10 protein-coding genes are annotated in these 12893 nt (G+C 62.9%); 8 read left to right on the top strand and 2 right to left on the bottom strand.

The genetic code is table 11. From position 1 onward, the window contains the following. Nucleotides 1-2: 2 nt before the first annotated feature. From DIC66_RS05440 to DIC66_RS05430, 3 genes are all read left to right on the top strand, one after another. Nucleotides 3-557 carry a methylated-DNA--[protein]-cysteine S-methyltransferase gene (locus DIC66_RS05440; protein WP_117174811.1) on the top strand — a complete coding sequence of 185 codons (555 nt, stop codon included), beginning with the start codon at nt 3-5 and terminating at the stop codon, nt 555-557. Further along, nucleotides 554-1462, top strand: a complete 909-nt coding sequence (locus DIC66_RS05435; RefSeq protein WP_117174809.1) for a DMT family transporter — start codon at nt 554-556, stop codon at nt 1460-1462. Before DIC66_RS05440 ends, DIC66_RS05435 begins: the two co-directional genes overlap by 4 nt. A gap of 142 nt (nt 1463-1604) precedes the next feature. Continuing rightward, complete coding sequence (locus DIC66_RS05430) at nt 1605-2513, top strand: cache domain-containing protein (protein ID WP_117174807.1); 909 nt, start codon at nt 1605-1607, stop codon at nt 2511-2513. An 11-nt stretch (nt 2514-2524) separates the two neighbouring features. On the opposite strand, the gene DIC66_RS05425 is transcribed toward DIC66_RS05430, so the two are convergent. Further along, nucleotides 2525-4198, bottom strand: a complete 1674-nt coding sequence (locus tag DIC66_RS05425) for a methyl-accepting chemotaxis protein (protein WP_158558847.1) — start codon at nt 4196-4198, stop codon at nt 2525-2527. A gap of 161 nt (nt 4199-4359) precedes the next feature. Here DIC66_RS05425 and DIC66_RS05420 point away from each other — a divergent pair, with 161 nt between their 5' ends. Continuing rightward, nucleotides 4360-5487 carry a patatin-like phospholipase family protein gene (locus DIC66_RS05420; RefSeq protein ID WP_117174803.1) on the top strand — a complete coding sequence of 376 codons (1128 nt, stop codon included), beginning with the start codon at nt 4360-4362 and terminating at the stop codon, nt 5485-5487. Then, nucleotides 5484-6236, top strand: coding sequence for a tRNA-uridine aminocarboxypropyltransferase (locus DIC66_RS05415; RefSeq protein ID WP_420820477.1), 753 nt, complete (start codon nt 5484-5486; stop codon nt 6234-6236). The genes DIC66_RS05420 and DIC66_RS05415 overlap by 4 nt, the downstream gene beginning before the upstream one ends. Before the next feature lie 15 nt (nt 6237-6251). Here the strand turns inward: DIC66_RS05415 and DIC66_RS05410 are convergent, their stop codons facing one another. Further along, a complete protein-coding gene (locus tag DIC66_RS05410; protein ID WP_233505803.1) occupies nt 6252-9311 on the bottom strand; it encodes a hybrid sensor histidine kinase/response regulator in 3060 nt (1019 codons plus the stop codon). Between the two features lie 130 nt (nt 9312-9441). Between DIC66_RS05410 and DIC66_RS05405 the strand changes: the two genes are divergently transcribed. Genes DIC66_RS05405 through DIC66_RS05395 form a run of 3 tightly spaced genes read left to right on the top strand, consistent with a single transcriptional unit; the run spans nt 9442 to nt 12758 of the window. After that, nucleotides 9442-10068 (top strand): response regulator, encoded by a 627-nt coding sequence (locus DIC66_RS05405; protein ID WP_117174799.1) that lies wholly within the window; start codon nt 9442-9444, stop codon nt 10066-10068. 13 nt (nt 10069-10081) lie between these two features. Beyond that, nucleotides 10082-12175, top strand: coding sequence for an ATP-binding protein (locus DIC66_RS05400; protein ID WP_117174797.1), 2094 nt, complete (start codon nt 10082-10084; stop codon nt 12173-12175). Further along, the gene (locus DIC66_RS05395) at nt 12144-12758 is read left to right on the top strand and encodes a helix-turn-helix domain-containing protein (RefSeq protein ID WP_117174795.1); all 615 of its coding nucleotides are present in this window, start codon (nt 12144-12146) and stop codon (nt 12756-12758) included. The genes DIC66_RS05400 and DIC66_RS05395 overlap by 32 nt, the downstream gene beginning before the upstream one ends. The last annotated feature ends 135 nt before the right edge of the window (nt 12759-12893 follow it).

Genomic DNA, 12893 nt, shown 5'->3' with positions numbered 1-12893 from the left:
CCATGAAAACTTCCACCACCTCCATCAAACAAAGCAAGAACAGGAACCCGGCCAGCGGCCCCATCGTGCGCTGCAGCTGGGCAAGCCCTCTGGGCCCCATGACACTGGCCGCCACATCCCAAGGCCTGGCCGGCGCCTGGTTCAACGGCCAGAAGCACATGCCCGCCACCGAGGCCTGGCCGGAGCAGTCGGACCACCCCGTGCTGCTGCAGGCGCAAGTGCAGCTGGGCGAATACTTCGCGGGTGAGCGCCACCTGTTTGATGTGCCACTGGACCCGCTGGGCGGCACCGTGTTCCAGCAACAGGTGTGGCAGGCCCTGCTGGCCATCCCTGCGGGTAGCACCACCAGCTATGGCGCGCTGGCCCAGCGCATAGGCAGGCCGGCCGCCGTGCGCGCCGTGGGTGCGGCAGTGGGCCGCAACCCCCTCACCATCCTTGTGCCCTGCCACCGGGTGGTGGGGGCTGACGGCTCGCTCACCGGCTATGCCGGGGGGCTGGAGCGCAAGACAGCCTTGTTGCAACGGGAGCAGGCCCCGGCCGCGACAATCAGCGCATGACTGTTATTGCAAAGAAACCCTGGCTGATTGATTTCATCCTGCTGGCCGCCATCTGGGGCGCCTCCTTCATGTTCATGCGCGTGGCCGCGCATGCGTTCGGCGCCCTGCCCGCCGCAGGCCTGCGGGTCTGCATTGCCGCGCTGTTCTTGCTGCCCTTGCTTCTGTACAAGGGCCAGGGCGCCGCACTGCGCCAGCACTGGAAACTGACCTTTGCAGTAGGCGTGCTCAACTCGGCCGTACCCTTTGTCTGCTTCACCTATGCGCTGCTGTTCATCACCACGGGCCTCTCGGCCATCCTGAATGCCACCGTACCGCTGTTTGGCGCGCTGATTGCGTGGGCCTGGCTGAAAGACCGGCCCAGCGGCTCGCGCCTGCTGGGCCTGGCCGTGGGGTTTGCCGGTGTCACCATGCTGGCCTGGGACGAGGCCAGCTTCCATCCGGATGCCAAGGGCGCCACCACCGGATGGGCCGTGCTGGCGGTGCTGTTTGCCTGCCTGTGCTACGGCTCGGCAGCCAGCGTGGCCAAGCGCTACATGGGCGGCCTGCCCTCGCTGGTATCGGCCACCGGCAGCCAGATCGGCGCCAGCATCGCGCTGCTGCCGCTGACTCTGCTGTACTGGCCCGCGCAGGCGCCCAGTCTGCAGGGCTGGGCCTCGGTGCTGGTGCTGGGTGTGGTGTGCACCGGCCTGGCCTATATCCTGTACTTCCGCCTGATCGAGCGCGCCGGCCCGGCCCGTGCGCTGTCGGTGACCTTTGCCATCCCCGCCTTCGCGGTGTTCTATGGCGTGCTGCTGCTGGGCGAAAACATCACACCCTGGATGGTGGTCTGTGCCTTGGTCATCATTGCCGGGACCACGCTGTCCACCGGTCTGGTGAGCCTGGGGCGGCGCGCCCCGGCACCCTAGTGCCCACACGGGCCTGAGCACCGGCTGTCGCAATTTGCGACCAAGGCCAACCGCTTTGACGCAGGTCATGCGGGCCACGCGGCGCAGGCACTAGCCTTGCCCCCTTTCGTTCACAACACATTTTCAAGAACAAGGGGCAAGCATGAAACATCTGCGTACGGGACTTCTGGGGCTGGCTGCGGCCATGGTATTGGGTTGCGGCATGGCGCTGCCAGCGTCTGCGGCTGCAGCAGATTCACCGGCACCGGCACCGGCCAAGCTGGGCTCGATTGACCGGGCCAAGGCAGGCCGCGCGTCCGAGCTGCTGACGGCTGCTGTGGCCTACCTGAAGCACAACGGCGCCAAGGAAGCTTTTGAGGCCTTCAACGACCGCAGTGGCAGCTTTGTGTATGGCCCCTACTTTGTCTATGTGCTGGGTACTGACGGCTTCATGCATGCCAATGGCGGCAACCAGTTTTCACTGGCCGGCCACAACGTAATCGACATGCGCGATGCCGCCGGCAAGCCACTGGTGCGTGACCTGCTGGAGGCTGCGGCCAAGTCACCCAACGGCGCGGTGGAGTACCGCTGGCTCAACCCCGAAGACAACCGCATCGAGGTCAAGACCAGCCTGTACAGCCTGGTGGACGGCTATGTGGTGAGTGTGGGCTACTACACGCCGCGCGCCACCCGGGCCGAAGCGCAGGCCCTGCTGGACCGTGCCGTGGGCTTCCTCAAGAGCAACACCCCGGATGCCGCCTTTGCCCGCTTCAACAACCCGCAAGGCGACTTTGTGCAGGATGACCAGTACGTGTTTGCCATCGGCCTGGAAGACGGCAAATACCGCGCCTCGGGCGCCTCGCCCCAGCTCAATGGCATGGACGTGCGCGGCATGAAGGACGCCGCGGGCAACCCGCTGTTTGAAGAGATGATTGCCGTGGCCAAAAAGTCCGGCAGCGGCACCGTGCACTACGTCTGGCGCAACCCGGCCACCAACGCGGTGGAGTCCAAGCACACGCTGGTCCAGCGCGTGGGTGACGTGCTGCTGGGCGTGGGCTTTTACACCAAGTAGCCCGGGACTTCTCAGGCCAGTGTGAAGCGTGCCACCAGATGCTGCAGGCGCTGCGCTTGCTCATCCAGTGAGTGCGCTGCCGCAGCGCCCTGCTGCACCAGCGTGGCGTTTTGCTGCGTGGTGCCTTCCAGCTCCGAGATGGCGCCGTTGATCTCGCCAATGCCCTGGCTTTGCTCCTGTGAGGAACTCGACACCTTGTTCATCACCTGGCTCACGTCCGACACGGCACCGGCCATGTCGGCAATGGTCTGGTCGGCCTCCTTGACCAGTGCCAGTCCCTCCTTCACCTCGCGGGTGGAGTTGTCGATCATGGTGTTGATTTCGCTCGCTGCAAGGGCGCTGCGTTTGGCCAGGGCCCGCACCTCGGCGGCCACCACGGCAAAGCCACGTCCCTGCTCGCCTGCGTGTGCCGCCTCCACAGCGGCGTTGAGTGCCAGCAGATTGGTCTGGAAGGCAATACCTTCAATCTCGCTGATGTGGGAATGGATGACCTCGGTGGTCTTGCTGATCTTGTGCATGGTCAGGGCCACGCGGGCTACCACCTCGCCACCGTGCAGAGCGGCCTGGGTGGCCTTGGCTGACAGGTCCGCGGCCTCGGTGGCGCTGGAGGCATAGCGCTCGGCCACCGCCGTGATCTGCCCCATGTTGGACACCGTGTGATCCAGCGACTCGGACTGCTGTGCCGTGCGCAGCGACAGGTCCTGGTTGCCCAGCGAAATTTCGCGCGAGGCACTGGCCACTTCGGTGGAGCTCTGCGCAATCTGGCGCATGGTGTGGGCCAGCTGGCCCTGCATGGCCTGCAGCGAATGCAGCAGGCTTTCGTCATCGCCGCTGGCCAGTTCGATCTGCATGGACAGGTCACCCTGTGCAATGCGCAGCGCAATCGCTTTGGCATAGGCGGGTTCGCCACCCAATTGGCGCGACAGCCGCCGCGTCACCCACAGGCTGATGCCCACGGACAGGCCAATCAGGCCCAGCATGGTGCCTGCCACCCAGCCTGCCGATGTGCCGTAAATGCTGGCCGCATGGTCTATGGTGATTTGCGCGGACGCGCCACGCAGCTTCACAACGGCATCCACGTGGGTCTCGATCTTGCGGGTTTCATTGAGCAGACCCGCATCTTCCGAGGGAACGTCTGCGCTCATCTGCACCAGCTCCAGGGGCTGCGCCTTGACCAGATCCACATAGGCCTTGAGCCGCTGGGACCACTTGGCCAGGGCCTCCGACAGCTTGCTTGTCAGGGCTTTGGACTCCTCCCCGTCCGACAGGGCTGCCACGGTGGCCAGGCGGGCATCGATCGCGGCCAGACTGCTGTTGACATCCCGGCCCAGCCCCTCGCGCTCACTGGCTGTGGTGGCCGTGAGCAGCTGGGTCTGCGCCCGGCTGGCCCGCAAGACCAGCCCCCGCATTTGCTCGGCAGCCAGGCTGGCAACGTACTCCTTTTCGTACAGGGCCTGTGTAAAGGCATTGATGCGGTGCATTTGCAAAAGTGAAAAAGCACCTATCAGAAGTGCCCCCATCAACACACAGGCAAAGGCCAGCAGCAAACTCGACCTGACGGAGAGGGCGCTGTCCCGGCCCATGCCCGGGATGGAAAACCGCCGGCGCCCCGCCCCGGGCGCGCGCGCACCGGCCGGCGGGAGGACGGGTATCGCCAGGGATGCGGCGGGTTCGGGAGACTCCATGCAACGACTCACTTTATTTGTATCTGGCGTATCACTATAGACTGCCTGGCAGTGCTGCAGCGGGTGACAATGGCAGCGTGCAAAGGGAAGCAGCGAACTGCTTGTCCGGCGTGCAAGCTTCATGCCAGAGACAGCCCACACCTTCCAAAATAAAGCGCACCATGAACGACACCACACTCCACCCTGCAGAGGCCGGCTCCGCAGCCAAGGCGAGCGACTGTCACCGCATCCTCAGCATCGACGGTGGCGGCATACGCGGCCTGATTGCCGTGGAGGTGCTCAGCGCGATCGAGGCCCTGCTGCGCGAGCGCTATGGCAAGCCCGACCTGGTGCTGGCCGACCACTTTGACATGGTGGCGGGCACCAGCACCGGCGCCATCATTGCCACGGCCGTCAGCCTGGGCCTGTCGTGCGACCAGATCCGCAGTTTCTACCTGGACAGTGGCTCCCGGATGTTTGCGCACTCGCACTTTTACGAGCGCTTCAAGTACAAGTACAAGGACGAGATGCTCTCTGAGGAGTTGCGCAGCGTCTTTGGCGTGGACACGCATCTGGGCAGTGCCAAACTGCGCTGCATGCTGATGATGATTGTGCGCAACAGCAATGCCGATGAAACCTGGACCCTGACCAACAACCCGCAAAGCCCGTACAACGCCGAGGTGCGTGGCGACCGCCAGCTTGACCTGCCCCTGTGGCAGTTGGTGCGCGCCAGTGCCGCCGCCCCCTCGTTCTTCCCGCCCGAGGTGGTCACCGTCGGTGGGCGCGAGCTGGTGTTCATTGACGGCTCGGTGTCCTCGTATTGCAACCCGGCGTTCCAGGCTGTGATCCACGCCACCGCCGCCCCCTACGGCATGAACTGGAAGACCGGCCCCGGTTCCCTGGAGCTGGTGTCGGTGGGCACGGGCCTGGCACCGCACAGCCGCAAGGACCTGCGCTCCAACGACATCAACCTGGTGTACGACGCCACGGTGTTGCCGGCCTCGCTGATTCTCTCCAGCGTGATCGAGCAGGACTTCCTGTGCCGCCTGTTTGGCGTGTGCCACCACGGCCAGCCCATGGACAAGAACCTGGGCGACATGGTGGGCGTGCCCGCACCGGGCGGCACCAAGCTGTTTGACTACGTGCGCTACAACGTGGACCTCACCGAGCGCGGCCTGGCGGGCCTGGGGCTTTCCGACATTGCAGCCGCCGATGTGCAGATGATTGATTCGGTGGCCCATATGGAAAGCCTGACCCGCATCGGCAAAGCGCTGGCTGCACGTGATGTGCGCGCCACGCATTTTCAGTGAGCCTGCCCGAGCCGGACACGGCAGCCCCCCCACGCCACGCGGTAGACCGCCTGCGCGCCACGCGCCTGGCGCGCAGTGCCAAGCCCTTTATTGCCCGTGGCTCGCGCGCGCCGCGCTGCCCCGGCTGCCGTGTGATCTTCAGCCACTGCCTGTGCGCGCTGCGCCCGGTGGTGGCCACACAGGCCGGCATGTGCCTGATCATGTGCGACATCGAGCCGCTCAAACCCAGCAACACCGGCTGGCTGATTGCCGACGTGGTGGGTGACACCACAGCCTTTGGCTGGGCGCGCACCACGGTCGACCCCAAGCTGCTGGAGCTGCTGGCCGATCCGCAGTGGCAGGCCTATGTGGTGTTTCCCGCCGAGTTCGCGCCCCCCGAGCGCGTGGTCACCGAGCTGCTGCCAACTCCCCACAAGAAGCCGCTTTTCATTCTGCTCGATGCCACCTGGTCCGAGGCCTGCAAGATGTTCCGCAAGAGCCCCTACCTCAACCACCTGCCCGTGCTCAGCCTGCAGCCCGAGGCCTTGTCACGCTACCGGTTGCGCCGCTCCAAGCGCGATGAGCACCTGTGCACTTCCGAAGTGGGCGCGCTGTGCCTGGCCATGGCTGGTGAGCAGCATGCGGCCGACACGCTGGAGACCTATCTGGATGTGTTCAGCAACCACTATGTGAATGCCAAGCACTCGGTGCCGCCGGACTGGGAAGATGCCGCGCATCTGCGCCTGCGGGCGCTGGCCCAGCTCAGGTAGAAGCGCTGCAGGGAATCAGACCGACCCGACCATCCCGGCCTGCACCAGCGCCAGCTCGGCTTGGGCGTGCTGCAGTTCTTTCAGAAAAGACGGCAGGCTGGTCAGGGAAGCCAGATCGGACTGCGGGTCCTTGAGCTCTTGCTCCAGCAGCAAGGCCTGTGCCGCCATGGCCTTGGCACCCACCGTGGCCGAAATGCCCTTGAACGTGTGCACCATGCGATGGGCCGATTTTCGGTCAGCCGTCTGCAGGCATACCGCCAACTGGTCAGGCAGCAGGGGCAGTTCCTGCAAATAGGCGCCCAGCACCTGCAGGAAGAGGTCCTGGTCGCCACCCATGTCCTGCAACGCCACTTGCCAGGCGATGGAATTTTCGGGCACGAGCGGCGCCGGTGCAGCGCTTGCATGCAGGCGCTGCTCCTGTTCTGAAATACGGCCGGTGTGCCGGCGCAGCACCTCGATCAGGTAGGTGATGTCAAAGGGTTTGCCCACATGGTCATTCATGCCTGCCGCGATACAGGCATCGCGGTCTGACTGCATGGTGTTGGCTGTCATCGCAATCACCGGCAGGGGCGTGCCGTCCAGCATGCGGCGAATGGCGCGCGTTGCCGTGCAGCCATCCATCACCGGCATTTGCATGTCCATCAGCACCACATCAAAGGGCACGGTGGCCTGCGCCACTGCCTCCACGCCGGCACGTCCGTGGTCTGCCGTTTCCACCATCGCCCCTTCGGCGCGCAACAACTCGCGTGCCACCAGCTGGTTCAGCGGGTTGTCTTCCACCAACAGGATGCGCATGCCATCCAGCCGGGTCTTGCGGAGCACCGGCGCACGCGGGGAGGCGCGCAAATTGCCGCGCCCCTGGAAGGCGCAGTCCACGGCCTCGGCCAGCATGGCCGAGGTCACCGGCTTGATCAGGTAGGCCGACAACTGCGACAGCTCGCGCTCGCTGCGCTGGTTCAGGCGCTCACGCCCATGCGAGCTGACCATCACCACCACCGGTGATTGCCCCGGCGGGTACAGGCTCTCCAGGCGCTCCAGGGTTTGCCAGCCATCCAGCCCGTCCATCTCCCAGTCAATGAAGACCACATGGTGCGGACCGTGGCCAGAAGCCAGGCGGTCCTGGACCAGGCCAATGGCCTGGCGGCCGCTTTGGGCGCCATCCACATCCCAGCCCAGGCTGGAAGTCATGGCGCTGATCAGGCGCAAGGCCTGGGCGTTGTCATCCACCACCAGCACCGAGAGCGGCCCGGCCTGGGGCTGTCGTGGCACTGCGACGCTTTCCACCACACGATCTGCCAGGGGCAACTGGAGGTCGAAATGAAAATGGCTGCCCTGGCCTTCGGTGCTTTCCAGCGTCAGGGTGCTGCCCATCAGGTCCAGCAGGCGCTTGCAGATGGACAGGCCCAGCCCGGTGCCGCCAAAGCGCCGTGTGGTGGAGGCCTCTGCCTGCGAAAACACATCAAAAATATGCCGCTGGTTTTCTGACGCAATGCCGATGCCGGTGTCCTGCACGGCAAAGCGCAGGGTCACCTCGGTCGCGGTGGAGCCCTGCACGCTGCATTTCACAATCACCACACCTTCAGGTGTGAACTTCACAGCGTTGGAGCAAAGGTTGATCAGCACCTGCAGCAGGCGCATGGAGTCGCCCATCACAGCTGCGGGCATGGCCGCATCCAGATCGAACAGCAACTCCACCGGCTTGTCCGACGTACTGCCCGACAGAATCACCGACAGGTCGCGCATCAGGCGTTCGGGCTCGAAGGGCTGGATGTCGAGCTCCATCTTGCCGGCATCGATCTTGGAGAAATCCAGGATGTCATTGAGCAGGCCCAAAAGCGACTTGGCCGCACTCTCTGCCTTGTCGGAGTAGTCCAATTGCAGCGAGGACAGCGGCGTTCCGCGCAGGAGCTGCAACAGGCCCAGGATGACATTCATGGGCGTGCGGATCTCGTGCGACATATTGGCCAGGAACCGGCTCTTGGCCAGGTTGGCCTGCTCCAGCGCCTGGGTTCTTTGCATCACGCGCATCTCCAACTCGGCGTTGGTTTTTATCAGTGCGTTCTTGGAGCGCTCGACAAATTCAATCCGCTGCTTTTCCAGCTCGGCCTGCCCGGCCGCCACCTGCTGCTTGGCCAGGTGGCGCCCGGTATCGTCCAACAGCAGGATGTGGACTGCCGGCTTGCCGTCCCACTGGGTCAGCCAGCTCGACATCCGCACATGAATGGCAGTTCCATCGGCGCGCAGGGCGTCACGCTGGATCTCGGAAAAGGGCTGACCACCCTGGGTCATTTCCGACAGTTCCTGCAGGGTCAACAACTTCAGGGCAATGAGCCTTTGCAGGCTGGGAGACTCTGTGCTTTCAAAAATCTCCGGGCCCAGGATGCGCCGCGAAGCGCCGTTGGCATACAGCACACTCTGCTCATCAGCGATCAGGATGCCCTGGAAGGAGTTTTCACTGAGCTGTTCAAAGCGCTGGCGCATGCGCTCGGACAGGGCCCGGGTGCGCTCCACCGCGGAAATGGCAAACACCAGAAACAGGACAACACGCAGCACCGTGCCGATGGCGAGTTGCTCAGTCAGCCCAGCTTCACCCAGCAGGGCGACATGCAAAAAATTCAAACCCAGCAAGGCGATGATGGCCGCTGCCAAACGCTCGGGCCAGGCATGTGCCCACAGAAGGCGCAGGCCGTACAGCCCCACACCCAGGTAGATCAGCGTGTTGAGCCAGCCGTAAATATGCTGCAAGCCATTGACCACCAGAATGGCGTAGGTGAGTCCCAGGAGCACAAAGGCCGCGGCCTGCCAGACCTGGCCCACGGCTTTGCCCGCAAGCTGCAACAAGGCACGCGTGCCGAAACTGAAAACGGCTGCACTGAAGAGGGCAATGCCGCCCAGACCCACGTCCTGCAGCACAGGACTGGCACTGCGCCAAGCGATGTAGGACATCACCCCAGCCAGGTTGCACAACTGCGCCAGTGCGATGTTCTTGGCAAAGAGCTGGGTGCGGTCCATCTGCCAAATCGACAGCAGGCACAGCCCGCCGAACAGCGAAACAGCCGCGTTGGTGAGTACCACGTAATTCAAAATTTCTACCCTGATCGTATATTTGTTGGTTTGATTATCGCCAAAAGTGGCAAAAAGTGTCAAAATTCAACAATAAATACATTTTTGATGTATTCCCAAAGTTACATGCAGGTACATCCCCATGCCCGTTATTGAAAAATCATTTTGCACCACAAAGGAGGCCGCCACACGCTTGGGCGTGTCGGTTGGCACCGTGCAATTGTGGGTGGAAAGCGGCTTGTTGCAGGCCTGGAAAACAGCCGGTGGCCACAGGCGCGTCATACGGGAGTCGGTGGAAGGCTTGTTGCACAAAGCACCCTCTTCTGCGCCAGACCTGCCCCAGCCAACAGAGGCGCCCCAGACCGGACAGCGGCTGAGCGTGCTGGTGGTGGAAGATGACTCCAGCCTCTTGCGCCTTTACAAGGCAAAGATCGCCGCCTGGCCCATGGCACCCAGCGTGGAGTTGAACAGCAATGGCTTTGCCGCCCTGCTGACCATGGGACGCACCTGCCCGGACCTGCTGATCACCGACCTGCGCATGCCCGGGATTGATGGCTTTGCCATGCTGCGGGCCCTGCAAAAAATTCCCGAAGCGAGCGGCACCCGCATGGTGGTGGTGTCAGGCCTGGACCGCACGGCCATCGAAGCACAAGGTGGCCTGCCGGACGGCATTGAAGTCTTGAGCAAGCCCGTGCCCTTCGAGCGGCTGCAGCAGATTGCAGCCGAGATCACCATCAGCCGCAAACGGCTGGGTTACGCGAACCTCTAGACACGGCTCCCTCATGCGCAAATTTCCCTTGGGTGACCTGGAGTCACGGCACCACACCGTGCTCATCTTGTTGTGGACCGCGACCGTCCTGCTGTGCTTGCTGACCTGTGCCCATGTCTATGGGCTGGTAACCGAGGGACGCCAGCGTGAAATCCAGTCCGCCGAACGCGATCTGTCCAATCTCACCCGGCTGAGCCAGGAACACGCTGTACGCACCTTTCGCAGTGCCGACCAGGTCATACGCTTTGTGCAGTCGCGCTACCAGGATCTGGGCTCACGGCTGGATCTGGCGGCCCTGACAAGGCAGGGTGTGATTGATGCGGAAATTTTCAACCAGATCGGCATCATTGATGCCAAAGGCATTTACACCCTCTCCAGCCTGCCCATTGCCACCCATCCGGACCTGTCGGACCGAGAGCACTTCAAGGTGCATGTGCACCAGGACAGCGGGCAGTTGTATGTATCCAAGCCGGTCATCGGGCGGGCCTCGGGCAAGCAGTCGATTCAGCTGACGCGGCGCATCAACAATTCCGATGGCAGCTTTGGCGGCGTGGTGGTGCTGTCCATAGACCCGACCTACTTCACCAACTTCTATGGCGAGCTGAACCTGGGGCCTGGCGGCTTGACGGCGCTTTATGGTCAGGACGGCATCGCACGGGCCCGCCGCGTGGGAGACAAAACCGAGTTTGGCACCGACGCCTCACGCTCCATTTTGTTTGCGCAACGGATTCACGAAAAGCCCTTTGGCAGCTACATCCAGCATTCCGTGGTGGACGATGTAGAGCGGCTGTTTTACTACCGCACCATGCCGAAAACCGACATGGTGGTGATGGCCGGCGTGGACATGCGCTTCCTGATGGCCAACCAGGAGCAAGCCGCGCAGGCGCTGTACCTGCAGGCCGGGCTGGTGTCGCTGCTGATACTGGCTTTGGCAGGCGGCCTGAGCCGCTACCTGTGGTTGCTGCGCCGCGATGCCAATGCCAGGCTACAGGCACAGGCGCAAATCCGCGAGCGCAAGGAGCAACTCGACGCCGTGTTTGACCTCAGCCCCGACGGCTTTGTGTCCTTCGACCGTAACCAGTGCGTGAAGTTCGTCAACCCGGCCTTCCGGCATTTGACCGGTCTGGGTGCCCTGACGCTCGAAGGCATGGAAGCCCGTGATTTTTCCGCCTGGCTGGCCGAGCAGTGCGAAACATCGGCGCGCTTTGGTGGCCTGTCGGCCATGCGCCGCAAAGCCGAAAGCAATCCGGCCAATGCCGTGGAAACCATAGAGCTCAAAGACTCTGGCCAACGCACCCTGATGCTGCAGCTACGTCTGAGCGACACGGGCACCATTTCGCAGCTTCTGCATGTGCGGGACATCACCAAGGAAATCGAGGTGGAGGTTCTCAAGAGTGAATTCCTGGCCACCGCAGCCCACGAGTTGCGCACCCCCATGGCCAGCATCTTCGGGTTTTCCGAAGTGCTGCTCACGCAGGATGTGGACACAGAATCCCGGCAGGAATTTCTGGGCATCATCCACAAGCAATCGCGCCTGATGGTGGACATCCTCAACGAACTGCTGGACCTGGCACGCATTGAGGCGCGCCGGGGCAAGGACTTCAAGTACCTGCCCATCAACCTGCAGACCATGTTGACCGACATGGCCAAGTCCTTCCAATGCCCGGCCGGGCGTGCGCAGCCCGAGCTGGAAATGCCGGCCCAGGCCATCACCCTCCTGGCAGATGCGGGCAAGCTGCGCCAGGCGCTGCTGAATCTGCTCTCGAATGCCTACAAATATTCGCCCGAAGGCGGTGCTGTGCGGATTGAGGTTGAACGGCTGTCCGATAAGGACACAACCCCGCGCGTGGCCATACGCATCAGCGACCACGGCATCGGCATGACACCCGAACAATGCAGCAAGGTATTTGCCCGCTTTTACCGTGCCGACACCTCCGGGCGCCTGCCGGGCACAGGCCTTGGCATGAGCATCGCCAAGGAAATTGTGGAACACCACCACGGCAGCATTTCCATCATCAGCGCACCCGGTGAAGGCAGCCAGTTCACCATCGTCTTACCCGAAGAAGCAAGAAGCCATGAGTCTGGAAAATTATCTGACCACGCGTGAGGCGGCCACGCTTCTGGGCATTTCAGTACCCACCGCGCAGCAATGGGTGGAACGCGGTTTGCTCAAAAGCTGGAAGACCGCTGGCGGCCACCGCCGCATTGCCCACGCCTCGGTGCAGGAAGTCGTCGCGCAACAATTAAAAAAGAAAGCGGCCCTGGAAAGCCCCTACCAGATGCCCATTCTGGTGGTTGAGGACGATGTGCATCTGATCCGGCTCTACAAACATCACATGAGCGCCTGGTCCTTTGGTGTGACCGTCTACGTGGCACCCAACGGTTACGAGGCCCTGGTACTGGCCGGAGAAGTGCAGCCCCGCATGATTGTTTGCGACTTGCGGCTGCCCGGCGTCAACGGCTTCAATATCGTGCGCGGCATTTGCGCCATACAGCGTTTTCAGGACGTGGGAATCGTTGTGGTGTCGGGCCTGTCAGGTGCAGAAATCGAGGCCCACGGCGGACTGCCAGACCGTGTGGAAGTGCTTGGCAAACCCGTGGACTTTGAGCGCCTGCAAGTGATTGCCGGCCAGCTGTGGAAAACCTTCAATACAAAAGCAAAAGGCGAACCCAAGGAAACGGGGCACTGAGACAGCGCAAACATGCAGCCGGGGCCCCTTCACTATGAATGGGTTTCCACGCGAAATGTGCTGCATCCAAGGCATCAAAATACAGGAAGAGCCGCCTTCACTTGCACCAACGGGCAGACTCTTGCGGCAAGTTGA

Source organism: Rhodoferax lacus, assembly GCF_003415675.1.
GTDB classification, from domain to species: Bacteria; Pseudomonadota; Gammaproteobacteria; order Burkholderiales; family Burkholderiaceae_C; genus Allorhodoferax; species Allorhodoferax lacus.
This window is presented reverse-complemented; position numbering and strand designations above follow the sequence as displayed.